We start from the raw sequence: 21,674 nt of genomic DNA on the forward strand, positions 1-21,674 counted from the left end.
ATAACTTGTCACCGGTTGAGTATGAAAGGCGTTACTTTAAGAGCCTAACGGGTGTCTAGAATATCCGGGGCGATTCATACATAGCAAGTTTGTCGATTACGCCCCACGGCTTTTGCCGGATATGCGTTCAGTTAAAGTGTTCCAGCGGATGGCTGAGCGCTCACAGATAGAGCATAGGTATTCGTTTCTTCAGCCTCATGTAGATGATGATAAGCTGGATGCGGCAGATTTTTATCAAAATGAGGCTTTTCCCAGCACTCAGGCACGCATGAAATTTTATGAACGCTTCGCTTTCATTTTGGCAAAGCGAACCCTAGACCAGCTTGATCTAACCGGCACCACTCATTTAATTACCACAACCTGCACTGGTTTCTATGCGCCGGGGTTGGATTTTCAATTGATCAAACATTACGGATTGCCTGCGGGTATTGAACGCACCACCGTTGGCTTTATGGGCTGTTACGCCGCGATCAACGCGCTCAAGCTGGCTCGGCATATTGTTCGCTCGGAGCCACACGCTAAGGTGCTGTTGCTCAACCTTGAACTCTGCACGTTGCATCTCAAGCCTGCGGGAACGCTCGAAGAGATTTTATCGTTCGCTATTTTTTCTGACGGCTGTGCGGCAAGTATCGTGTCGGCAAATCCAGTTGGCCTTGAAATACAGAGTTTTAACTCGGATGTGCTGCCAGAAACCGAAGCGTTAATTACCTGGTATATCGGCGACCAAGGTTTTGATATGCACTTATCCGGCAAGGTGCCGGGTGCCATCGCCAACAATCTTCCGCTTGTAATGAATACGCTGTTGGACGGCGCTACGCACAGTGATATTGCGCTCTGGGCCATTCACCCCGGTGGGCGTACGGTGCTGGATGCCGTAAGGGCAGGCGCAGAGCTTGAAGAGCGAGCACTTATAGAGTCGCGAGAGGTGCTTAGGAAGTTCGGCAATATGTCCTCGGCCACCATCATGTTCGTGCTTCAGGAGATGTTGAATAACCCAAAAAAAACAGGCCCCGGCTTGGCAATGGCGTTTGGTCCTGGGCTCACGGTTGAAAGTATGCGATTCGTTCTTTAGGGATAAAGAAGCTATGCCGGATTTCAGTCAACGCAGCGATGAGAAGGAACTCATGGATGATGCCGATATCTCGTTTGAAGAATTTCATGATTGTCTTGAAGGCCTTGAGCGTATCAATCATCTCACGTTGGCCTATCGTCCCACCCTACAATGGCTTCGCCCTTGGATAGAAAACCATAAACGTCTTTTTGTGCTAGATGTGGCCAGTGGCGGTGGGGACATGCTGCGCCAGATCGCCAAAAAATGGCCTGCTCGTGTTACGCCGAATTCCGGTTACCGTATGGTCGGTGTTGACCTGAATCCATGGTCAAAAAAGTCCGCGGAATCCTGGCCGCAGCCTTCAGCTATACGTTATGAAACTGCAAATGTGTTTGCTTTCGAACCCGATGAGCCCATCGACCTCGTTATCTCGTCATTATTCACCCATCACCTTGCCGATAGCCAGATCGTGGATTTTCTGCGCTGGCTGGACGGCCACGCGAGTAAGGGGTGGTTTATTAACGACCTGCATCGGCATCCCATTCCCTATTATTTTATCAAAGCGGCCACCGCACTCTTCAGCCGTAATCGATTAATCCGTAATGACGCCGCTGTATCAGTGGCACGTGCGTTAACGGTGGCCGATTGGCGGCGCCTAATTGATGAAGCGGGGCTTGATGGGGATGTGCGAGTTCAGTGGTTTTTTCCTTTCCGCTTGTGCGTCTCCTGTAACAAGGAAGCACCGATCCAATGAGCGATGAAACGGTAATCATAGGTGGCGGGCCAGCGGGGTCGGCAGCGGCGATTAAATTAGCCAGGCAAGGCATACCGGTGCGCCTTCTGGAGCGCAAACCGGGCCCGCATCATAAAGTTTGCGGCGAATTTATCAGCTATGAAGCCGCCCAACATCTAGAAGAGCTTGGGTTGAATTTTGCGGCGTTAGGAGCTGAGCCTATTCGTCATGTGCGATTTTATAATGGCGAAAGCGAGCTCATCTTCGACTTGCCGTTAACTGCATGGAGCCTTTCACGGCGCCTGCTGGATTCGGCCTTATTAGAGCAGGCGGAACGTGCGGGTGCAAACGTTGCGCTAGGTACGGTGGTTAGGCAGTTATCTCGCACTGATGATGGCTGGAGATTGGTTGCCAGTAGCCAGTCGAGTGTAAGGCCAGCCAGCATGGAGTTTTCAGCAAAAACGGTGTTTCTGGCCAGTGGAAAGCATGAACTGCGCCATTGGAAACGTAATGTAAAAGAGTCCCATCGCCAAAACATGATTGGCCTTAAGATGCACTTTAGCCCCAGCGTATTGCATCAGGATCAATGGAGGAACACCGTTGAAATTCATTTGTTCAATGGCGGTTACGCCGGCCTGGAGCCGATAGAGAATGGGAATATTAATCTCTGCTTTTTGATCAGCCAGGACATATATAAAGCCTGCGGCGGTAGTTGGTCGGGAATACTCGAGCGGCTTAGCCGTACTTCATCCCATATGAAGCAGCGCCTCGCCACGTTAACGCCCTGCTGGTGTGAACCTTTGGCTGTCTCCGGGATTCCTTATGGGTATATCCATTCACCCGATGACGCGGTGCCCAACCTGTTCTCGCTGGGGGACCAGGCCGCGGTGATCCCATCGTTTGCAGGCGATGGAATTGCCATTGCCTTGCACACCGCTTTACTTGCCGCCCACATTCACGCTTCTGGTGGCGATTCCAGAACGTATCAACGCCTAGCCTTTAACGATTTAACCCAACCAGTACGGGATGCCGAACGGCTTGCCGGTGTGCTGTCCCATCGCTTGGGACGCAAGACGGCCTTCGCTTGCGCACGGCTATGGCCGGGGCTAACGCGTGAAATGATACATCGGACGCGGGTTGGCCAATCCAATCGTATGCAATAAGAGCCTCAGACAAAGGAGTGATACATGTTTGATTGGGATTTGTGGCGCTCATGGGAAGAGTGGGTATCTCAACCTATCTTTTTGAACTTCGTCTTAGTCATCGGCATCGCTATTGTCAGCTACTTTGCGCTGCGAATACTGATGAGCTCAATTATTGCTCGCCTTACCCGCTGGTTAACACACAGGAAAGGGCGCCTGAGCCATTATGGTATCGAAGTGTTCAGGCATACCAGTCGTCTGCTTATTGCCGCGATGGCCTTACAAATTGGCTTGGCCGTCGTTGATTTGGGGCCGGAATGGGAAGATCGAGTCAGCCATTTATGGTTTTTGGTGCTGGCGCTGCAGTTCGGTTTATGGGTTGGCGCTGCTATTACGTTATGGAAAGAAGAAACCATCCGTGACAAGGCTGGCCAGGATAATCAGCTCACTGTGACTATGGTCGCGCTGACGTTTCGCATCATCCTTTGGGCCGTTGTGCTGTTGTCGATTCTAGCCAACCTGGGCATCAACATTACCGCATTTGTAGCAAGCTTGGGGATTGGGGGCATAGCGATTGCTCTTGCCGTGCAGGCACTGCTGAGTGATTTGTTCGCTTCTGCTTCAATTGGGGTTGATAAGCCGTTTACCACGGGCAACTTTATTGTCTTCGATGATATTGCCGGAACGATTGAATATATTGGCCTGAAAACCACGCGTATCCGTAGCTTGAGTGGCGAGCAGATCATTTGTTCGAATACCAAGCTGCTCCAGCAAACCCTACATAATTACAGCAGGATGAATGAGCGGCGGGTGGTGTTCAGTATGGCTATCTCGTTTCGAACGCCGATTGATAAAGTGCGTGAGATCCCACTGTTGGTCAGACAAGTAATCGAGTCAATACATCAGACCCGCTTTGATCGTGCGCATTTAAGCGCGTTTGCTGATTACGCGTTGAAATTCGAGGTCGTCTATTATGTGTTGAGCGCGGACTACAACGTTTATATGGACATCCAGCAAGCGATTAACTTCTCTCTACTGGAAGCGTTGGATAAAAGGGAAATCAAGTTTGCCATGCCGGTACGTGCGCTTGAGTTTCTCGATGAGGTTCCTTTGCCTGATGGAAGCTGGCCGGGTAAAGACCCCGCCATTTCGCAGGCGGGGCATTAATGTTTAGTGATCAAACGTGTTGTCGGAGCGATGCATTGGTGAATTGCGTGGCGTGGGGCGCGGCCGGTTCGATGAACGTCTTTGTGTGCTATTTCCCCGGTACTTGTTCCAAGCGTCCTTGGCTTTCTGACGGTTGGCTGGCTTGCGTAGCCAGTTGATGAGCGCCAACATGATCCATTTCCTCATACGAACCTCCTAGTTCTTGATGATGAGATGTGCACGCGTGTTTACCTTGAAACTATAGCTTAGCTACTCAAGATGGGTTAAATACTCTACTCGTTTTTTTGACGCTCGGTCTTTCCCCCCAGTTCCTGTGGAGCTAGCCGGGATAGAAAGGCAAAATTTTTGCCTTGCCGAGCAGGGACTGCCCTTAGCGTTGAGCTAAAGGCTGCTGGCGTATTATTTGAAGAGAGAGGCTATACGATTTTTAAGTTGGTTAGCTGATTCGCTTGGTAGGCGACCTCAATTTTTAACCTAGCGTTTTCAGCGGCGAGCAATTGATTTGCAGACGCAAGCTCGTATTTCTCAGCTTCTAAAAGCTCAAGCCGCCTAATTAATTGATTAATAACCAGTCGGCGATAAATGGCTGAGAATTCCACTCCGGTACCTTGGTGAACAGCAATCATGGCTTCTCTCCGTCATGCTGAGGGGGCTCAGCGTGTAATATCCCGCTACTATAGGCTCTAGAGAAGTATTTTTTGTATGAATATTCTTAACCTTAAGGCATGATTTGACTAGTATTTAAATTTGTTAATAAGCTTAGGAAGCTAGTCGCTAATAAAAAAAGTTAAAAATCGCGGCTTTTATTTGTTTAATATTATCTTTGAACTTATCTGTTTATACGATACCTAATAGACATGTTGAGTAAGGAGGACTGCTATGAAACATCCTGTAACATGCCAAAAATGCGGTCATGAGTATGTGCCTGAAGCTGAGGCCGAAGTTCCCCATGACCATCCGTGCAGCTCATGCGGTGCCGAACTTTATGGAGGGGAGCCTCGATCCGCTGAGGATGATTCCAGTGAAGATGAGCATCCCATTGAAAAGGGGCTTCGGAAATTTACTGATGGAATAACCGGTGATAAGCATGATGTGTGATTGATCCTCCTGTGAACCTACCTATTCTCGTTGCCAGCCCTTTAAGGCTGGCATTTTTTTATCTAAATGTCGGCTTAGTAGAGTAATTAGTGATATCGCTCTATCACTTATACTATGTTACTTACAAATCAACGGTAAGCTGGCAATCTTTACTCACTGGGCAAGGACGTTCAGCAAGGAATAGCGAGTTAGGATGACTCCCTAAGGATGGGCAGGCAGGAAGCCTGCGTAGTGTACAAGGATGCAACCTTAAAGCCCGGCCTCTGGTCGGGCTTCTTGCTATGAGTTAATAAAACATGTTTTATATAAGTTAAAATATGAATGGTGTTAAATGTAATGCTTATGTTTTTTATTATTTTAATGGTGTTGTAGTGCTTAAACCTCATTGGCCAAACTTGGATCTGCCTTGTCCAAGTGTAAATAATTGGCATCGAAATCACTAAACTTTTTCATCTTTTCCCAATCATTTATTTTTAGAAATTTATTTTCCCACGAAATCAATCCTTCTTGGCGTAGCTTGCTAATCACTCTGTTGGTATGAACGGGCGTAATACCCATAGCTTCGCCAACTTGTTGCTGGGTAAGGGGCATAACAAAGCCATGATCAGTGGTTAGACCTGCTGCACGAGAGCGAATAAGCAGCTCGCAAAATAAATGCCCCATACGTTGATCAGCTTGCCGGCTTGCGATATTGACTATCCATTCACGTAAGGTTGATTCATCTACCAGCATGGACCAGAAAAAGGCGCGTGCAAGCCTGGGCTGCAATGCATACATTTCTTCAATTTTATGCTGAGGAATCGAGGTGAATTTTGAGGGGATAACAGCACATATGGAATGATCCATGCGGTCTATGAGCGTAATATGCACATCACAGGCATCGCCGGGAATTAAAAAGCTTAGCGCCTGATACTTACCCGCATCGGTGATTTTATACCGGCTGGCCCAGCCCTCGAGCAAAATATTAACTTCATAAGGTTTATCTGATTCTTGTATAAGGTCTTCTGATTTTTTAAGGATACGGACAGGCGTGATGTAACTTTCTAAAGCTTTGACCTCTTCAGAAGTGCAGAGTTGAAAATTTTCTAATTTTTTTATGAGATTTGTGAGCAAGGAAATCTCCCAGTAAATAAATTTTATATTTATTGTAGTTTTATTACGATAAGATAGATATTTATTAATGGTTTTAATCTATTATTTTAATTGATATTGACTATTAGCTTGCTTACGTTTGTGGCCATGACTTTTATTATTAATCTCTTGGGTGGAAAAATTTCTAGCTTTGTTATCTAACATGATAAAAATAAAATCAGAGCATAATAATAGTTAACAAGTCGCGTTACTCAGTTGACCTTTACGGAGATCAATATCTATACCTATATGCCTAGTAAAATTTATAGGCAGTGATGAGCTAAAGCGAAGCTTTGCCATGGAGGCTTGAATGAGTAAGCAGCTGGTAGGTGATTTTTTAGTCCAACGATTAGGTGAGTGGGGCGTAAAACGCATATTTGGTTATTCGGGAGATGGCAGCAACGGCATCATGGGGGCGCTGAACCGAGCAGGTGACCAGTTTGAGTTCGTGCAGGCCCGCCATGAGGAAATGGCCGCTTTTATGGCGTGCGCCCATGCCAAGTTTACCGGAGAGGTCGGCGTCTGTACCGCGACATCAGGACCGGGAGCCATTCACCTGCTCAATGGTCTTTATGACGCCAAGAAAGATCATCAGCCCGTTGTCGCTATCGTTGGGCAGCAGGCGCGTGCTGCCTTGGGGGGTGAATACCAGCAGGAAGTCGACCTGGTGTCACTATTTAAGGACGTCGCACATGAATACGTCCACATGGCGACAAGCCCAGCTCAGATCCGCCACCTTGTTGACCGCGCCATACGTATTGCCTTAGCCGAGCGTACCGTAACGGTTATCATTATTCCCAATGATCTTCAGTCTCAGCCAGCAGTTGAAAAGCCCGCTCATGCTCACGGCACGATACATTCGGGCGTCGGCTACTCTAGGCCGCGTACGGTTCCGTACGACGATGACCTTCGCCAGGCAGCTCAGGTACTTAACGAGGGGGAGAGAGTAGCGATTCTGGTGGGCGCCGGGGCGCTGAATGCGACCGATGAGGTTATTCAGGTCGCTGAAAGGCTGGGAGCCGGTGTCGCTAAAGCGTTGCTGGGCCTTGCCGTGCTTCCCGATGATTTACCTTTCGTTACCGGCTCCATTGGGTTATTGGGTACCAATCCAAGCTGGGAGTTGATGGCCAACTGCGACACGCTATTGATGATTGGCTCAAGCTTTCCGTATTCGGAATTCTTGCCTGGAGAAGGCCAGGCACGAGGTGTGCAAATCGACATTGATGGTCGCCAGGTAAGCATGCGCTATCCCATGGAAGTAAATCTTGTAGGGGATAGCGCGGCTACTCTGCAGGCGCTGTTACCCTATTTGGAGCAGAAAACTGATCGTGGCTGGCGTGAAGATATTGAAAAGAGCGTGGGCCAATGGCAGGAGGTGCTTGAGGAGCGCGCCATGGCGGCGGCTGAGCCGGTCAATCCGCAGCGAGTCTTCTGGGAGCTGTCGCCACGCCTGCCGGATAATTGCATTCTTACCAGTGATTCCGGTTCTGCTGCCAACTGGTACGCACGCGATCTCAAACTGCGTCGTGGCATGATGGCATCGCTTTCGGGTGGGCTTGCCACCATGGGGAATGGCGTCCCCTACGCGATAGCCGCCAAGTTCGCCTACCCCGAGAGGGTGGCTATTGCCCTGGTGGGAGATGGTGCCATGCAGATGAACGGTAATTCGGAGCTAATTACCGTTGCCAAGTATTGGCAGCAGTGGGCTGACCCACGCTTGATCGTCATGGTGCTCAATAACCGGGACCTTAATCAGGTTACGTGGGAAATGCGTGTGATGGAAGGTGATCCGAAATATGAAGCCTCACAGGATCTTCCCAACTTTCCCTATGCTGAGTATGCCGAGCTCATCGGGCTTAAAGGCATTAAGGTCAGCGACCCTGAGACGCTGGGTAATGCCTGGGATTTGGCTTTGAGCGCCGACCGCCCGGTAGTGCTTGAGGTGCTCACTGACCCTGATGTTCCGCCAATTCCGCCGCATATCAAACCCGAACAGGCAAAGGCCTATATGTCGGCGCTACTGCATGGCGATCCGGATGCTGTGGGTATGATAAAAGCATCATTTCGACAGTTCGCCCGACAGATAACCCCCAAACTGCGCAAGCATTAACACCTGTCGGCGAAGCCGCCTTTATCTACAAGGCGGCATCTACAAGTCGGCATAGCCCAATAGCATGAACGCCCTTAACGTGTAGAAGGAGAACCCTATGCCTTTAAAAGCGCTGGCTATCAATTGTACGCTTAAAGCATCACCTGCTGAGTCTTCCTGTGATCGGCTTATATCCGAGATATTGGCAGAGTTTGCGCGCCATGGTGTTGTTGGTGAGCAGATTCGGGCCGCGGACTTCAATATCAAGCCTGGTGTGACATCTGATGAAGGTGAGGGCGACGATTGGCCTAAAATACGCAAGCAGATTCTGGATGCCGATATATTCATTTTGGGTAGCCCCATCTGGTTAGGGCATCACTCGAGCATCTGCCAGCGTGTACTTGAACGGCTTGATGCTTTTCTTGAGGAAACGGATGATCAGGGACGAATGGTCTCTTATGGCCGTGTCGCGGGTGTGGCGGTAGTAGGTAATGAGGATGGTGCCCATCACATCGTCGCCGAACTCTTCCAGGGCTTGAACGACGTTGGTTTTACCATACCTGCGAATGCCTGTACCTATTGGGTGGGTGAAGCCATGCAGGGGGACGACTACAAAGATTTAGACCAAGCACCAGAAACCACGCAGAGCGCGACGAAAGCGCTAGCACTTAACTGCACCCACTTGGCCACGTTATTAAAGCAAAGCCAGTATCCTGAGCAAGAGAGCTAGTCCTTCAAAGAACTGTTGATGTTTCATTCACTGATCTGTTTGTACGAACCTGTTTATACGAACCACTTTGTAAGAATCTGTTTGTACGGACCTAGTTCCACGGGCTGAGCCGTAAAGGAGGCTTGGATGGGTAATTTTATAGCTGAGTATGCAGCAAGCTGACTATACGCAGTTATTTTTGTTATCAGCTAAGCTATAGGTATGCATGGCATGATGCTTTGCATACAACAAGGAGAAATTTTAAATGGCATTTCCGAAACGATGTGCCCAGTGCGGCAGCGAAGATTTCCGTTTTCCTGGTAACACCGATGAAGATGAAACTATTTACTGCAATTCCTGTAATGCTGTGGTGGGCGATAAGAAAGAACTAGCAAAAGAGGAGGTCGATGATGAAGGTGAGGGCGACCATCAAGTGGAGTCGCTGCTTAGATCGTTAAGTGGTAAGAAATAGTCGCATCGTTCTGTTTCTGCATTATTACCGTCCACCAGTCCGTGTTGCGCTAAGACTGGTGGATGTTCCTTCGGTGATAGACACCAAATTCATTCTGGCGTCTTTATGGAGCTTGCTTCGTTACTTAGCGGGCAGGCTGCTTAGCTACTCAACCAGCATATTGTTCGTTAAGTTCATTCACCATTTCATCTGCTTCAGGCTTGGTCGTGCAGCGTTTACGTACTAGCTCACCATCTCGTTGATCAGCGTCACGCATATCCACTACCCACCACTCTGGCTGTGCGTCAATTTCTATGCCTTCCTGAACTGCTCTGTAAACTATAAACGTCGCCATTATCCTCTCCTTGGTTTGTCAATCCGGTTGATTAATCCTTTTATAACGTAGCTTATGAAGCACGGGTTGAGTACCAAGCCTGCAGCTAACCAGTCGATTTTAAAAAACTTCTTAACATGTATTAGGCGTCTGACTGCGAGCTTGGAAATAACTACCCGGCGGTGCTAGCTTAAAATGGAGCTGGCGGCTCATGGTCTATTAATGAGAGGGAGAGAAAGGTATGGATAACCACACGCAAGGCCTTACAGGCAACGGATTGGACGTTATCAACATTTTAACGACCGATCATCAAGAGATGTTGGAGTTATTAACCCAGGTAGAAAACACTAACGACCCCAAGCAGCGCCGGGATTTAATAGATACCGCGATTGCTGAAGTGATGCGTCATGCGGTAGCCGAGGAAATGTATGTGTACCCCGCCATGGAGAAACATATACCTAATGGCCATGATGAAGTTGGACATGACAAGAAAGAGCATGATGAGTTGGTCAAGGTCATGAAAAAGCTAGAGGACGTTGATGCCTCTGATCCTTCTTTTATGACGCTTACTAAAGAGATGGAAAAACAGCTCCGCCATCACATCGATGATGAAGAATCCGACCAGTTTCCCAAGCTACGCACCCATATTCCTGGCAATGAGCTTATCAACCTGGGTGAAAAAGTCGACAATGCCAAGAAGCTGGCGCCGACACGCCCACATCCTAGCGCGCCTCATTCAGAGCTATTCCATAAGAGCGTTGGGCCTGGGGTAGGAATGATTGATAGGCTCCTGGATAAGCTTCAAGGGCGTCATACCGGTTAATACTTCCTAAGAGAGCGCTTCTATAGCCCCATGGATCATTCCCTGGGGCTTTTATGTGTCTATCGTCTTAATGGCAATGCCTCAGGGAGAGTGACGTGCTTTCCACTTGTCGCATTGAATTGTTAACCGTTATACGGCATAACAAGGCGGCAGAAATTTCCTTTTCAGAGATTGACTATGTCGATGTTTTTTAAGCGTCTTAACGAAGTGTCTTCGCCTACTATTGGGCTTGGCTGTATGAACCTGTCTCATGGTTATGGCCAGCATGTGCCGGAGATAGATGCCCTGCGTGCATTGCATGAAGCGTTTGAAATGGGATATCGACATTTTGATACCGCAACGCTGTATGGCGCCACGGCTAATGAACGCCTGCTCGGCAATGCCTTAAAAAATAAACGCCAAGAGCTGTTATTGGCTAGTAAGTGCGGTTTGGCCATTGAGGCTGATAGTGGAAAGCGGGTTATTAATGGGCGCCCGGAAATATTGCGCCAACAGTGTGAGGAAAGCCTTGCGCGTTTAAAGACCGATCATATCGATATCTATTACCTGCACCGGCTAGACCGCGAAGTGCCTGTTGAAGAGAGCGTCGGCGCGTTGGGTAAGCTGGTCGACGAAGGTAAGATTGGCGGCGTGGGGCTGTCTGAGGTGTCAGCACAGACTCTTCATCAAGCGCATAAAGAGTATTCGATAGCAGCAGTGCAGTCGGAGTACTCGCTCTGGACACGTAACCCGGAAATTGCGCTGATTGATGCCTGCCAAGAGCTTGATGTGGCTTTGGTGGCATTTAGCCCGCTTGGGCGTGGCTTTTTGACGGGTGCTATTCAGGCCGATACGGTGTTTGGCGAAGGTGATATGCGGGCTAATATGCCACGCTTTAATGCTGACAATCTGGCTAAGAACTTAGCGGTATTCTCACGCTTTCAGTCGCTCGCCCAATCGCTTGAAGTTACTCCCGCTCAATTGGCACTGGCCTGGGTAAAAGCCCAAGGTAGTCATATCGTTCCTATCCCCGGGACTTGCTCAGTCGCCCATATGCGTGAAAATCTGGCAGCTGATAGTCTGACACTAGACAGTAACCTCCTCCGTGAGCTCAATTCGATGATGACGCCTGATCAAATAGCGGGGGAGCGGTACAGTGCGGCGCAGCAAGTGGATATCGATACTGAGGAATTTAATCAGTAAGCAAAGCGCTGGGAATGCCTTTTTAATTGCATGGTTTGGCTAGTGCAGCTATTGCTTTCAGCAACCTTTGAGCTAGCATTCAGCAAAAGGTTGGCTATCGCCAGCCTGGTTCAGGAAAGCCGACATGATCAAAGGTTTTATCATCTGTTTTGCAGTGCTTTTTGTGCAACTCGCAGTACTGCATGTCGTTGATGCCAGGTTATACACTGCGCAGGATATTCGGCACACCGCGAGTACAGTGGTTACTCCGGCGAAAAATGATGACGAAGAAATAGAAAGCTAAAAGACGCCACTGGCGATAAGAACCATCGCCAGTGGCGGTTTACGTTACTGCAACACCATTATTCCAATACGCTGTTTAGCCATTGAGTAAACGAGGCCCAGGAACGCTCGTCCGCTCGCGCCTGGTAGCGGTCGCTGCCGAATACGCTGAATGCATGGGGGGCGCCTGAATAAATATTTACTTCATACGCTATCTCAGCTGCTTCTAACGTGTCCATGAGCGTAGTAACTTCTCCAAGACTGACGCTTTCATCAGCACCCCCATGCGCAATAAAGATCGGCGGCGTGGCTTGCGGGTAGTCTTGCCCTTCAGGCGTGGCTAGCCCGCCATGAAAGCTTGAGTAGGCTATAACATCATCCGCCTCGCCAGAGCGGGCTATTTCAAGCGCAGCGGCACCTCCAAAGCAGTAGCCGAGCAATACGGTTGATTCGGCAGCGCCTTGCTCCCGGGCCTGGCTTAAGCCTGCCAGGGTTAATTCACGCATTCGCGCTCTATCTTCATAAAGCTGGCTGGTAGCCGCTTGTTTGTCTTCGACTGCCTGGGGGCGATTTCCGGCACCGAAAAGGTCAATAGCAAACGCGTCATAACCTTCATTGGCCAGCATATCGGCTCGCTGGCGCTCATAATCATCCACGCCATCCCAGTCATGAATAATAAGTACCGTGCCTTTTGATTCGTTAACGGCTGAAACGTAATAGCCTTCAAACGCTTCATCGTTAACTGTATAAGCAATATCTTCACCCATAGGCGAGAAGGCAAACGCATTTGCGGCGTAACAAGTCAGTACCAACGATGAGAGAGAAAGTGTTTTAATCATTGTCAAAGTATCTCGGTCAGTCGAAAAAATAAGCATAGCTGACTATCCTTTCGTTAGAAAAAGGTTGGGTACTTTAGTTTCGGTACGATAAGGGCTTGCGTCTGGAACTTGGTGACGGCATGCTGGTCTATTGTAAGCAACATTATATGGGGAGCATTAAGAGATGGCTTATAACGACCTGAACACGGCACATACGCGATCAAGCGGTGTTGCCAACAGCGTAAGCACCAACAAAGTGCTACGTAACACTTACGCATTACTCGCAATGACACTGCTCTTCTCCGCAGTGATGGCAGGCGCATCCGTTGCAATGGGCGTCCAACAAATGAACATATTTGTGTTCTTTATTGGTGCTTATGGCTTGATGTTCCTGGTGCATAAAACGGCTAACTCAGCGGCTGGCTTACTGGCCACGTTTGCCTTTACCGGTTTTATGGGGTTCACGTTAGGTCCGATTATTTCAGCCTATTTGACGCTGCCCAATGGCGGCGCGCTGATCATGAATGCATTGGCGATGACAGGCATTACGTTCTTCGGCCTTTCAGCAGTGGCGTTAACCACGAAAAAAGATTTCAGCTTCCTGGGTAACTTCCTGATGGCTGGCGCGATCGTTTTGATCCTGGCCATGGTCGCTGGTTTAATCTTCAACATCCCGGCACTTTCATTGATGGTATCGGCTGGTTTTGTGCTGTTCGCATCAGCTGCGATTCTTTATCAGACCAGTGAGATCATTCACCGCGCCGGTGAAACGAACTACATTTTGGCTACTGTGACGCTGTATGTCTCTATCTATAACTTGTTTGTAAGCCTGCTGTCTATCCTGGGTATTATGAGCAACGACTAATTGCGATTAGCGGTTAGTAAACGGGCAGACCCTACTTGTAGGGTCTGTCTTTTTTTGGCTACCGGATTCGGATTTAACGCAATGGAGTATGGTTTGTTGGTGATGGGTGCGCCGTATACCAGTCAAGCGCCTCACTCTGCTTTGCGCTTTGCTCAAGCAGTCATCGCTCAAGGGCACCGTTTGGCGGGGGTGTTCTTTTATCACGAAGGCGTCCATAACGCCTCATCTCTTATGACCCCCCCACAGGATGAACTTAACCTGCGTGATGCGTGGGTTGAGCTTCATCACTTACACAATGTTGCGCTGGATGTATGCATTGCCGCAGCCCTCAGGCGTGGGCTTCTCAGCGAAGCAGAAGCGCAGCGCCACGGCAAAACATCGTTTAATCTGGAAGCGCCATTTGAATTAACGGGGCTTGGCCAACTACTCACCTTGCAGAAGCGCTGTGATCGGCTCATCACGTTTGCTTAAGAGGGCATAATGACTGATTCAGAAAATTTGCTGGTGATAATTCGGCATGCGCCGTATGGCTCTAATTTGCTCCGCGAGGGGCTAGATGCGGCGCTGGTCGCCGCCGCCTTTGGCCAACCTGTCGATTTGCTGTTTCTGGGGCAGGGTATAATGGCGCTGGTAAAAGAGCAGGGCAGCGGAGCCCCAGGGCAGAAAGCCAGCTTACCTACCATGGATATGCTGGAAATGTACGATATTGAGAACCTATGGACCTCTGAGGCCTCTTTGGCGGCCATTGGCGTACCTTTAGCTGCACTGCGTGATAACGTGCGCCTGTTGAAGCCTGAGGCTATGCCTGCGTTCATGCAGCAATATTCGCATGTACTTAATTTTTAGCGGAATACCTACCATGTTGCATATTTTAACTAAGGCGCCGGGTAGCGATGCAGCGCAACAGATGCAGCAAGCCGTTGGCTGCGAAGATGCAGTGCTGTTGATCGAAGAAGGCGTACAGGCGGTACTAAAACCACATTGGGAAGGCTGGCAGGACTATCACTCACGTATCTATTTACTGGCGGAAGACGTGTCATCCTGGGGGCTTGGCGAGCAGTTAGAAGCGCATGTATTTCCCACAGTAGATATGAACGGCTTTGTCTCCTTAACGGAGCACCACCTTCAGACCGTGACATGGTATTAATATGTCAGATGTGAAAATATACCGTTATCTTGATTCATCCAAAAAAATTGGCCTTGATCCCGAGGGATATCTAGTTGAACAGTCAGCGTGGTCGAAATCGGTCGCTGAAATGCTCGCGTCAGATGAAGGGCTAGTACTGACTGACGAGCATTGGGAATTAATCGACGTTGTGCGGGATTTCTACCAGCGCTATGAAATGGCGCCGGCCATGCGGCCACTGGTTAAAGCTACCAAGAATGCATTGGGTGAAGAGAAGGGCAAATCGATATACCTTATGACGCTGTTTCCCGGCAGCCCACCTAAGCGCATTGCACGCCTTGCCGGGCTGCCCAAGCCAACTAACTGCCTTTAAGCCGCCTCGCCTCGAGTACATACCGAGAGTACGACGGCGTCATCCGCACTGGTGGACACCAGTGCGTGGCCCATATCGCTATCAAAATAAATGCTGTCGCCTTCGGTAAGTATCAAAGGGGCATAAAACTCGCTGTAAAGCATGATATCGCCGTGAAGTACCATCAAAAACTCTTCGCCATCGTGGCGTACCCACTGGTGGTACTCGTCGAAGCTGCGCGCTCGTACAATGGTTTTAAACGGAATCATGCGCTTTTGCGCCAACTGATGGCCAAGCAGCTCATGTTCGTAGGTAGGGGTTGGGTGCAATTGCCCTTTGCCTTGGCGGGTAAGATCACGTCGGCCCATGGTATAGCGTTCACGCTTGGGTGGCGTAAATAGCTGGGGCAGGTCGATATTAAGCCCTGTGGTAAGTTTTTGAACCACGCTAAACGTAGGCGAGACCTGATCATTTTCAATTTTTGAAAGCGTTGAACGCGCTAGCCCCGTGCGCTGGCTTACATCTTCTAGCGTCCATTGGTTAGCAAGACGAATCTGTTTAAGACGCCCGCCCAGGCGCAGGGGTTCGACAAACGGCTTGCTGCCGGAAGCAATACGCAGCGCAGCATGTTCTTCAGAAGTGGCGGTCATAGGGATCACGTTGAAAACAGCAGTAATCGCCATAGTACCATAGCGCCAAGGCGTTCCAGGGCATTAGCTGATGCATTAATCGCCTTCTTTGAAAGGCAGCCCCAGCAGGGCTTTTAAATGGGCTTCGGCGCCGCTGCCTAGCGATTTGGGGTTGTAGCCACCTTCCAGTACGGAAACAACCCGGTTATCGGCGTACAACGTAGCAATTTCCATTGCCAGATGGGTCACCCAATAGAAGTCTTCATCATCCAGGCAAATATCACCCATGGGGTCATCGCGATGAGCATCGAACCCGGCGGATATCATCACCAGATCCGGTTTGAACGCGTGCAGGGCGGGTAGCCATTGGCTTTCGATAAGACGACGAAATTCGGGTCCCTCGGTACCGGCTTCCAGAGGTGTATTGACGACATTTTTCCATTCGCTGCGTAGATATCGCCATGGGTAGAACGGGTATTGAAAACTCGTGCAGATCAGCACATCAGGCTGGTCTTTAAAAATATCGATCGTTCCATTGCACTGATGAACATCGAAATCGAGTATGGCAATACGCTTGGCGCCGTAAGTTTCGCGGGCATGCGCAGCACCTACGGCGATATTATTGTAAAAACAAAACCCCATGGCATCCGTTGCTTCAGCGTGGTGGCCTGGGGGTCTTACCGCGCAAAAAACGTTATCTGCCTGACGTTTAAATACCTGGTCAACGCCTTTAACGACGGCACCTGCAGCTACCCGCGCAGCCTTTAAGCTATCCGGGTTCATCAGGGTTTCGCTATCCAGCGCTGCAATCCCTTCACTCGGCAAACACTTATCTAGAGCATCCAGGTGCCTGATTGGGTGTACTCTGATCAAGGCGTCACGGCTAGCTTCTTTGGCATCGGCTTGCATGGTCTGCTGTAATAAACCCGCAAGCGAAAGACGCGCGCGGATAGCTTCCAAACGCTGCGGGCTTTCAGGATGCTCAGGCCCCATATGGTGCAATGAGCAGTCGGGGTGGGTAAGGTAGGCAGTAATCATTCAAGCGCTCCATTGTATTGAGGCCACCTTAATCGCCTCCGGGGCTTGCGCGACAGTGTCAATAAGTCGTACACCGTCGCTATCTATTTCAGAGGAGGCTCACATTTGAGTACGCGCTTTTTGCATCATTTCTTTGAACCTCGCACGTTGGCGGTGTTCGGTGCCTCTGAAAAACCAGCCTCGCTGGGTGGACTAGTGCTCGGCAACCTGCAAGAAGGCGGCTTTAAAGGCACGCTGTGGGCGGTAAACCCCAAAGGGTACAACGCGGTATTGGACGTACCCTGTTTCAGCAGTGTAGCGGATTTACCCGAAGTGCCCGACTTGGCCGTAGTCTGCTCTCCGATTGCAGGCGTGCCTAGGTTAATAAAGCGCCTGGGGCAGTTTGGCGTTAAAGCCGCGCTTGTGCTTTCTGGCGGCGCCTATCTGGACCGCGATAGCGACAACAAGGGCTCTATCCGTGAGCGAATGCTGAAAGCGGCGCTAGCTTCGGGTATCCGCGTGCTAGGCCCGGAATGCATGGGATTGATCGTGCCGGGCAAGCACCTGAATGCTTCCTACGCCAGCCAGCCGGTTAAAGCAGGTCGCGTGGCGTACTTAGGGCAATCAGGCATGCTTGCCAACGGCATGATTGATTGGGCAGCGGGGCGTGATGTCGGGTTTTCGCATTTAATCACCGTTGGCGATAGTGTGGATGTCCTGTTACCGGATCTGATCGATTACGTCAATCAGTTTTCCCCCGCCCAGGCAATCTTGTTGCACCTGGAGCGCATCACCGATGCCCAGCACTTTATGACCTCCGTGCGGGATGCTTCGCGTAACCGCTTGGTACTGGCGATAAAAAGCGGCCGGACACCGCAATCGGATATTTCCGGCATGGCGCCTACGCCCGGCATAGCCAATCGCGATGTGGTGTTTGATGCGGCATTCGCGCGCGCCGGGGTAGTGCGGGTCGATGATTCCGATGAGCTGCTGGATGCGCTGGAAACGCTTTCGCGCATGAAACCGCTGCGTGGCGATCGGCTTGCCATCGTTTCCAACGGCTTAGGCCCGGCAATGCTGGCGATTGATAAGTTGATTAGCGCTGGCGGTAAGCTTGCAGAATTTAGCCCGGAAACCCAGGCCGCGCTGCATAAAAGCCAGGTCGATATGAGCAAACCGGGCGAAAATCCAGTAGACCTTGGCGGTAACGCAACGCCCGAACGGTTTGTTGAAGCGCTGGAGATTGTCGCAGCCGATAGCAACGTTGATGCCGTGCTAGTGGTTCACGCCCCGACACGCCTGGCCCCTTCGGCGATCACTGCTCAGGCATTGATAGATAACCGTAAGCAATTTCGGCGAAACTTGCTCACAAGCTGGATGGGCCTGAAAGAAGCGCTCAACGCGCGCCACCTGTGTAATGGGGCAGGCATTCCTACCTATATTTCCCCTGAGAAAGCCGTTAAAGCGTTTATGCATATGGTGGATTACCAGCGTGTTCAAGCTTTGCTGCACGAAATTCCCCCAAGCTTGCCGTTTTCAACCAGCCCAGAAATACGCGCTCAGTGTCGGGCGCTGATTGCTCAGGCAAAAGAGCAGGGCCGGCAAACGCTTACCCACTCAGAAACGGCTCAGGTGTTGGAGGCGTACGGGATTCCAACGGCGCCAAGCGTCTATTTGACCAATCCAGATGAAGCCGAAACTGCGGCGCAACAAATTCAGGGCCCCATGGCCCTCAAAGTCATACACGAAGGTAATTGCCGGCCTTACCGATACCGTAAGCATCCCCACAAAATTTCCGCAGGCTTGCTGCAAGACCTGGAAACGTCCAGCCAGGTTGCCCAGGGCATGCGCCAGTTGGGTGACAAAGTGCAGGAGAAGTTTCCGCAGTACGCCATTCGCGAGTATTGCCTTCAGCCCATGCAACGTGGCAAGCACTCCATGCAGATTTGTGCGGGTATTACCCGTGATCCGGTTTTCGGCCCGTTAATCGTGTTTGGTATTGGTGGCTACAAAGTTAATATTTTGGCCGATCGACAAGTGGCACTGCCGCCGTTGAATATGAGCCTGGCCGCCGACATGGTGGGTAGAACTCACGCGGCATCGTTGATTATCGAGCACTCAGCAGAGCCTGAACGTGATATCGAGCGGTTATGTCAGCTGCTGGTCAAACTCTCTCAGATGGCCTCGGACTTAGTCGATCTGCGTGGCCTTGAGATTAATCCGTTACTGCTAAACCGTGACGGCGTGCTTGCCGTGGATTTTGCGCTGGACTTAGGCGCCCCGGCGCGTTTTGCCATCATGCCTTACCCGGAGGAACTGCGCGAATGGGTGACGCTTAAAAACGGTTGGCAGGTAGAGGCACGACCTATTCGGGCCGAAGATGCGCCGTTGATTACCACGTTTCATCGCCAGCTCTCTGAAGAAAGCATTCGCTTTCGCTACTTTCACAATAAATCCAATCTGACCCAGCGCGATTTATCGATACTTTCGCATATCAATTATGATCGACAAATGGCGTTTATCGCTGAACATCAGCACGCCGATGGCAGTAAACAAATGCTGGGCGTCGTGCGGGTATGGAACGACCCTGACAATATACGCACCGAGTTTTCAGTAATTATCCGCGATGATCTGCAGGGGCTGGGGATTGGCAGTTTGCTAATGAAGAAGATGATCGACTACTGCACCCATATTGGCACGCTCGAAATGATCGGCAAAATCATGGTGGACAACCACCCCATGCGCGCGCTGATGAAGCACTTGGGATTCAAATGCCGTTACAACATGGAAGAGCAGGTGATAGATGCCGTGCTGCGCTTGAACGAACCCGAAAGCGAGTGGCAGCGCCACCGCCTGGAAAGCTTGCCCGACTAACCAATTCAGCAATCATCGCCAGAATGAATCAGGCCTGCATGAATCAGGCCTGCATAGTTAGCAGGCCTGATCTTATTTGGCTTCAGCTTTACGGGGCCAGGCGGAATTGCCCCCACTCACCGCCATCACGGCGCTCAAAGCGGATACGGTCGTGCAGCCGACTAGGCTGCCCCTGCCAAAACTCAATCATCTCGGGAGAGAGACGGTAGCCGCCCCAATGAATAGGCCGGGGTATTTCTTGACCCTCATAGGCTTGCTCAAAGCGTTTTTGACGCTCTTCGATCCAGTGTCGGTCAGGAATCACAACGCTTTGCGTGGCAATCCACGCGCCCAGCTGGCTGCCGCGCGGGCGGCTGGCAAAGTACTCATCCGACTCTTCAAGGGCAATCTGTTCAACCGGGCCTTCGATACGCACCTGGCGCGCAAGCGAGGGCCACCAAAACGTCATGGCGGCAAACGGAACGTTACTCAGCTCGCTGCCTTTGTGGCTATGGTAATTGGTAAAAAACACCATGCCACGCTCGTCAAAGCCCTTGAGTAACACTACGCGTGCGTGAGGGCGCCCTTGGCTGTCAGCCGTTGCTAGCGTCATGGCATTAGCGTCTTTAGGCTCCTGTTCCATGGCAAGGCTGAACCATTCATCAAACAGAGCGAAGGGCCCTTGGGCTGTGTGCGCCTCATCAAGCCGCCCACCTTCGTAGTCACGCCGGATGTCGGCAATATTACGGGTCATTAGCAGATCTCCCCTTAAATTTTATTTATGTTGGCTACTCTTCATATAAAGCTCAAGCGCAGATACTACCGTTTGGCTTGGCGCTGTTGCCGACTACGAAAGCGCGCATAACCCATACAGCCTATAAACAGGGCCAACGATACCAAGGCCTCTATACCACCGCGCACCGTTTGCCCAGGCACGGCGGCCAGCATAACGCCTTGAGTAAAGTACAGAAGGCTCACAAAGGCGAGCCAGGCATGGCCACGGGCACGTTGGCCAATAATAGAAGGTAAGAAAAGTACCAACGGTAGTACAAAGGCCACCACAGGGCGCCAATCAACCGCATCGCCCTGAATTAAAAAACCTCGGACAATCACCAGCAACAACAGTATGGCAAAGCTTAGAAGCACGCACTGCCGAAAGCGAAGTGCCAGCGTATCCAGTCCGTAACGTTGCTCAAGCCCTTCCAGCCACTCTCTCATGACGCCTCCTGACGCATCGCGTTCAGGGCCCGGGCAAGCTTGGCTATACGCTTGCCCTGGGCCACGCACAGCTCGCGCTCCTGATGATCGACAGAGCGGTCGCTGCGTGTACCCGCTAGGTGGCTTGCACCGTAAGGGGTACCGCCCCCCTGAGTGCTTAACAGAGCTGTTTCGCTATAAGGAATACCCGCATACACCATGCCGTGATGCAGTAAGGGCACCAGCATGGTGAGAAGGGTGCTTTCCTGGCCGCCATGCAGGCTTGACGTAGAAGTGAACGCGCAGGCGGGCTTATCCACCAGGGCGCCGTTCATCCACAGGCTGCTGGTGGTATCCAAAAAGTATTTTAACGGGGCAGCCATATTGCCAAATCGTGTGGGGCTACCCAGGGCCAGTGCGCTGCAATTGCGCAGATCATCGAGCTCCACATACACCGCCCCCTCGTCAGGAATTTCCGGGTCAACCGCCTCACAGGTGGGTGATACGGGCGGCACGGTACGCAGGCGTGCCTGTATACCCGAAATACTTTCAATACCCGCCGCCATTTGCCGAGCCATTTCAGCCGTGGCCCCTGAGCGAGAGTAATAAAGCACCAATACGTAGGGGGTGGTGTCACTCATAATAT

General features: G+C 50.7%; 27 protein-coding genes. 17 read left to right on the forward strand and 10 right to left on the reverse strand.

Annotation, left to right across the window (positions count from 1 at the left end; genetic code table 11):
* The first annotated feature begins 121 nt into the window (after positions 1–121).
* Genes INT33_RS16430 through INT33_RS16445 form a run of 4 tightly spaced genes read left to right on the forward strand, consistent with a single transcriptional unit; the run spans position 122 to position 4,093 of the window.
* Positions 122–1,072, forward strand: coding sequence for a type III polyketide synthase (locus tag INT33_RS16430; protein WP_226940240.1), 951 nt, complete (start codon positions 122–124; stop codon positions 1,070–1,072).
* A 13-nt stretch (positions 1,073–1,085) separates the two neighbouring features.
* Positions 1,086–1,805, forward strand: coding sequence for a methyltransferase domain-containing protein (locus INT33_RS16435; protein WP_192539613.1), 720 nt, complete (start codon positions 1,086–1,088; stop codon positions 1,803–1,805).
* Positions 1,802–2,947 carry an NAD(P)/FAD-dependent oxidoreductase gene (locus tag INT33_RS16440; protein WP_192539614.1) on the forward strand — a complete coding sequence of 382 codons (1,146 nt, stop codon included), beginning with the start codon at positions 1,802–1,804 and terminating at the stop codon, positions 2,945–2,947. Before INT33_RS16435 ends, INT33_RS16440 begins: the two co-directional genes overlap by 4 nt.
* Positions 2,948–2,971: 24 nt before the next feature.
* Complete coding sequence (locus tag INT33_RS16445; RefSeq protein ID WP_192539615.1) at positions 2,972–4,093, forward strand: mechanosensitive ion channel family protein; 1,122 nt, start codon at positions 2,972–2,974, stop codon at positions 4,091–4,093.
* Positions 4,094–4,096: 3 nt separating this feature from the next.
* On the opposite strand, the gene INT33_RS16450 is transcribed toward INT33_RS16445, so the two are convergent.
* Both INT33_RS16450 and INT33_RS16455 read right to left on the reverse strand, forming a co-directional pair.
* The gene (locus INT33_RS16450) at positions 4,097–4,279 is read right to left on the reverse strand and encodes a hypothetical protein (RefSeq protein ID WP_192539616.1); all 183 of its coding nucleotides are present in this window, start codon (positions 4,277–4,279) and stop codon (positions 4,097–4,099) included.
* Between the two features lie 230 nt (positions 4,280–4,509).
* Entirely contained in the window at positions 4,510–4,719 is a 210-nt protein-coding gene (locus INT33_RS16455; RefSeq protein ID WP_192539617.1) for a hypothetical protein, read from the reverse strand.
* Positions 4,720–4,972: 253 nt separating this feature from the next.
* Between INT33_RS16455 and INT33_RS16460 the strand changes: the two genes are divergently transcribed.
* Entirely contained in the window at positions 4,973–5,191 is a 219-nt protein-coding gene (locus INT33_RS16460; RefSeq protein WP_192539949.1) for a hypothetical protein, read from the forward strand.
* Between the two features lie 375 nt (positions 5,192–5,566).
* Here the strand turns inward: INT33_RS16460 and INT33_RS16465 are convergent, their stop codons facing one another.
* A complete protein-coding gene (locus INT33_RS16465; protein ID WP_193092441.1) occupies positions 5,567–6,304 on the reverse strand; it encodes a Crp/Fnr family transcriptional regulator in 738 nt (245 codons plus the stop codon).
* 328 nt (positions 6,305–6,632) lie between these two features.
* On the opposite strand from INT33_RS16465, the gene INT33_RS16470 reads away from it, so the two are divergent.
* The 3 genes from INT33_RS16470 to INT33_RS16480 all read left to right on the forward strand — a co-directional run bounded on the left by INT33_RS16470 (position 6,633) and on the right by INT33_RS16480 (position 9,592).
* Entirely contained in the window at positions 6,633–8,432 is a 1,800-nt protein-coding gene (locus INT33_RS16470; RefSeq protein ID WP_193092442.1) for a thiamine pyrophosphate-requiring protein, read from the forward strand.
* Between the two features lie 97 nt (positions 8,433–8,529).
* Positions 8,530–9,141: a flavodoxin family protein gene (locus INT33_RS16475; protein ID WP_193092443.1), complete on the forward strand. Its 612-nt coding sequence runs from the start codon at positions 8,530–8,532 to the stop codon at positions 9,139–9,141.
* Positions 9,142–9,385: 244 nt separating this feature from the next.
* Positions 9,386–9,592: a hypothetical protein gene (locus tag INT33_RS16480; protein ID WP_192539890.1), complete on the forward strand. Its 207-nt coding sequence runs from the start codon at positions 9,386–9,388 to the stop codon at positions 9,590–9,592.
* A 148-nt stretch (positions 9,593–9,740) separates the two neighbouring features.
* Here the strand turns inward: INT33_RS16480 and INT33_RS16485 are convergent, their stop codons facing one another.
* Complete coding sequence (locus INT33_RS16485) at positions 9,741–9,926, reverse strand: hypothetical protein (RefSeq protein ID WP_192539889.1); 186 nt, start codon at positions 9,924–9,926, stop codon at positions 9,741–9,743.
* 220 nt (positions 9,927–10,146) lie between these two features.
* Between INT33_RS16485 and INT33_RS16490 the strand changes: the two genes are divergently transcribed.
* The 3 genes from INT33_RS16490 to INT33_RS16500 all read left to right on the forward strand — a co-directional run bounded on the left by INT33_RS16490 (position 10,147) and on the right by INT33_RS16500 (position 12,193).
* Complete coding sequence (locus INT33_RS16490; RefSeq protein WP_193092444.1) at positions 10,147–10,728, forward strand: hemerythrin domain-containing protein; 582 nt, start codon at positions 10,147–10,149, stop codon at positions 10,726–10,728.
* A gap of 177 nt (positions 10,729–10,905) precedes the next feature.
* A complete protein-coding gene (locus INT33_RS16495) occupies positions 10,906–11,910 on the forward strand; it encodes an aldo/keto reductase (RefSeq protein ID WP_192539442.1) in 1,005 nt (334 codons plus the stop codon).
* A gap of 124 nt (positions 11,911–12,034) precedes the next feature.
* Positions 12,035–12,193 carry a hypothetical protein gene (locus INT33_RS16500; protein ID WP_192539441.1) on the forward strand — a complete coding sequence of 53 codons (159 nt, stop codon included), beginning with the start codon at positions 12,035–12,037 and terminating at the stop codon, positions 12,191–12,193.
* Positions 12,194–12,251: 58 nt separating this feature from the next.
* Here INT33_RS16500 and INT33_RS16505 read toward each other — a convergent pair whose 3' ends face one another.
* Positions 12,252–13,046 (reverse strand): dienelactone hydrolase family protein, encoded by a 795-nt coding sequence (locus tag INT33_RS16505; RefSeq protein WP_193092445.1) that lies wholly within the window; start codon positions 13,044–13,046, stop codon positions 12,252–12,254.
* A gap of 127 nt (positions 13,047–13,173) precedes the next feature.
* On the opposite strand from INT33_RS16505, the gene INT33_RS16510 reads away from it, so the two are divergent.
* The 5 genes from INT33_RS16510 (at position 13,174) to INT33_RS16530 (ending at position 15,353) form a co-directional block, all read left to right on the forward strand.
* Positions 13,174–13,854: a Bax inhibitor-1/YccA family protein gene (locus tag INT33_RS16510; protein WP_192539439.1), complete on the forward strand. Its 681-nt coding sequence runs from the start codon at positions 13,174–13,176 to the stop codon at positions 13,852–13,854.
* 81 nt (positions 13,855–13,935) lie between these two features.
* The gene (gene tusD, locus INT33_RS16515; protein ID WP_018916161.1) at positions 13,936–14,325 is read left to right on the forward strand and encodes a sulfurtransferase complex subunit TusD; all 390 of its coding nucleotides are present in this window, start codon (positions 13,936–13,938) and stop codon (positions 14,323–14,325) included.
* A 9-nt stretch (positions 14,326–14,334) separates the two neighbouring features.
* Positions 14,335–14,700, forward strand: a complete 366-nt coding sequence (gene tusC, locus INT33_RS16520; protein WP_193092446.1) for a sulfurtransferase complex subunit TusC — start codon at positions 14,335–14,337, stop codon at positions 14,698–14,700.
* A gap of 13 nt (positions 14,701–14,713) precedes the next feature.
* Positions 14,714–15,001, forward strand: coding sequence for a sulfurtransferase complex subunit TusB (gene tusB / locus INT33_RS16525; RefSeq protein WP_192539436.1), 288 nt, complete (start codon positions 14,714–14,716; stop codon positions 14,999–15,001).
* A 1-nt stretch (position 15,002) separates the two neighbouring features.
* A complete protein-coding gene (locus INT33_RS16530; protein WP_193092447.1) occupies positions 15,003–15,353 on the forward strand; it encodes a TusE/DsrC/DsvC family sulfur relay protein in 351 nt (116 codons plus the stop codon).
* Here the strand turns inward: INT33_RS16530 and INT33_RS16535 are convergent.
* Together INT33_RS16535 and INT33_RS16540 are read right to left on the reverse strand one after the other, a co-directional pair.
* The gene (locus INT33_RS16535; RefSeq protein ID WP_192539434.1) at positions 15,350–15,982 is read right to left on the reverse strand and encodes a helix-turn-helix domain-containing protein; all 633 of its coding nucleotides are present in this window, start codon (positions 15,980–15,982) and stop codon (positions 15,350–15,352) included. The two genes, INT33_RS16530 and INT33_RS16535, sit on opposite strands and share 4 nt — an antisense overlap.
* 75 nt (positions 15,983–16,057) lie before the next feature.
* Complete coding sequence (locus INT33_RS16540; protein ID WP_192539433.1) at positions 16,058–16,999, reverse strand: histone deacetylase family protein; 942 nt, start codon at positions 16,997–16,999, stop codon at positions 16,058–16,060.
* A 105-nt stretch (positions 17,000–17,104) separates the two neighbouring features.
* On the opposite strand from INT33_RS16540, the gene INT33_RS16545 reads away from it, so the two are divergent.
* Entirely contained in the window at positions 17,105–19,852 is a 2,748-nt protein-coding gene (locus INT33_RS16545) for a bifunctional acetate--CoA ligase family protein/GNAT family N-acetyltransferase (protein WP_193092448.1), read from the forward strand.
* A gap of 88 nt (positions 19,853–19,940) precedes the next feature.
* Here INT33_RS16545 and pdxH read toward each other — a convergent pair whose 3' ends face one another.
* From pdxH to wrbA, 3 genes are all read right to left on the reverse strand, one after another.
* Positions 19,941–20,585: a pyridoxamine 5'-phosphate oxidase gene (pdxH, locus tag INT33_RS16550; protein WP_192539431.1), complete on the reverse strand. Its 645-nt coding sequence runs from the start codon at positions 20,583–20,585 to the stop codon at positions 19,941–19,943.
* Positions 20,586–20,650: 65 nt separating this feature from the next.
* Positions 20,651–21,049, reverse strand: a complete 399-nt coding sequence (locus INT33_RS16555) for a DUF2069 domain-containing protein (RefSeq protein ID WP_193092449.1) — start codon at positions 21,047–21,049, stop codon at positions 20,651–20,653.
* Complete coding sequence (gene wrbA, locus INT33_RS16560; RefSeq protein ID WP_193092450.1) at positions 21,046–21,669, reverse strand: NAD(P)H:quinone oxidoreductase; 624 nt, start codon at positions 21,667–21,669, stop codon at positions 21,046–21,048. Before wrbA ends, INT33_RS16555 begins: the two co-directional genes overlap by 4 nt.
* Positions 21,670–21,674: the final 5 nt, after the last annotated feature.

The sequence above is a fragment of the Halomonas colorata genome (genome assembly GCF_014897985.1).
GTDB lineage: Bacteria > Pseudomonadota > Gammaproteobacteria > Pseudomonadales > Halomonadaceae > Vreelandella > Vreelandella colorata.

Coding starts and splice junctions, on each gene's coding strand:
- INT33_RS16430 (WP_226940240.1), top strand. CDS start 122: ATGCGTTCAGTTAAAGTGTTCCAGCGGATGGCTGAGCGCTCACAGATA.
- INT33_RS16435 (WP_192539613.1), top strand. CDS start 1,086: ATGCCGGATTTCAGTCAACGCAGCGATGAGAAGGAACTCATGGATGAT.
- INT33_RS16440 (WP_192539614.1), top strand. CDS start 1,802: ATGAGCGATGAAACGGTAATCATAGGTGGCGGGCCAGCGGGGTCGGCA.
- INT33_RS16445 (WP_192539615.1), top strand. CDS start 2,972: ATGTTTGATTGGGATTTGTGGCGCTCATGGGAAGAGTGGGTATCTCAA.
- INT33_RS16450 (WP_192539616.1), bottom strand. CDS start 4,279: ATGAGGAAATGGATCATGTTGGCGCTCATCAACTGGCTACGCAAGCCA.
- INT33_RS16455 (WP_192539617.1), bottom strand. CDS start 4,719: ATGATTGCTGTTCACCAAGGTACCGGAGTGGAATTCTCAGCCATTTAT.
- INT33_RS16460 (WP_192539949.1), top strand. CDS start 4,973: ATGAAACATCCTGTAACATGCCAAAAATGCGGTCATGAGTATGTGCCT.
- INT33_RS16470 (WP_193092442.1), top strand. CDS start 6,633: ATGAGTAAGCAGCTGGTAGGTGATTTTTTAGTCCAACGATTAGGTGAG.
- INT33_RS16475 (WP_193092443.1), top strand. CDS start 8,530: ATGCCTTTAAAAGCGCTGGCTATCAATTGTACGCTTAAAGCATCACCT.
- INT33_RS16480 (WP_192539890.1), top strand. CDS start 9,386: ATGGCATTTCCGAAACGATGTGCCCAGTGCGGCAGCGAAGATTTCCGT.
- INT33_RS16485 (WP_192539889.1), bottom strand. CDS start 9,926: ATGGCGACGTTTATAGTTTACAGAGCAGTTCAGGAAGGCATAGAAATT.
- INT33_RS16490 (WP_193092444.1), top strand. CDS start 10,147: ATGGATAACCACACGCAAGGCCTTACAGGCAACGGATTGGACGTTATC.
- INT33_RS16495 (WP_192539442.1), top strand. CDS start 10,906: ATGTCGATGTTTTTTAAGCGTCTTAACGAAGTGTCTTCGCCTACTATT.
- INT33_RS16500 (WP_192539441.1), top strand. CDS start 12,035: ATGATCAAAGGTTTTATCATCTGTTTTGCAGTGCTTTTTGTGCAACTC.
- INT33_RS16505 (WP_193092445.1), bottom strand. CDS start 13,046: ATGCTTATTTTTTCGACTGACCGAGATACTTTGACAATGATTAAAACA.
- INT33_RS16510 (WP_192539439.1), top strand. CDS start 13,174: ATGGCTTATAACGACCTGAACACGGCACATACGCGATCAAGCGGTGTT.
- tusD (WP_018916161.1), top strand. CDS start 13,936: ATGGAGTATGGTTTGTTGGTGATGGGTGCGCCGTATACCAGTCAAGCG.
- tusC (WP_193092446.1), top strand. CDS start 14,335: ATGACTGATTCAGAAAATTTGCTGGTGATAATTCGGCATGCGCCGTAT.
- tusB (WP_192539436.1), top strand. CDS start 14,714: ATGTTGCATATTTTAACTAAGGCGCCGGGTAGCGATGCAGCGCAACAG.
- INT33_RS16530 (WP_193092447.1), top strand. CDS start 15,003: ATGTCAGATGTGAAAATATACCGTTATCTTGATTCATCCAAAAAAATT.
- INT33_RS16535 (WP_192539434.1), bottom strand. CDS start 15,982: ATGACCGCCACTTCTGAAGAACATGCTGCGCTGCGTATTGCTTCCGGC.
- INT33_RS16540 (WP_192539433.1), bottom strand. CDS start 16,999: ATGATTACTGCCTACCTTACCCACCCCGACTGCTCATTGCACCATATG.
- pdxH (WP_192539431.1), bottom strand. CDS start 20,585: ATGACCCGTAATATTGCCGACATCCGGCGTGACTACGAAGGTGGGCGG.
- INT33_RS16555 (WP_193092449.1), bottom strand. CDS start 21,049: ATGAGAGAGTGGCTGGAAGGGCTTGAGCAACGTTACGGACTGGATACG.
- wrbA (WP_193092450.1), bottom strand. CDS start 21,669: ATGAGTGACACCACCCCCTACGTATTGGTGCTTTATTACTCTCGCTCA.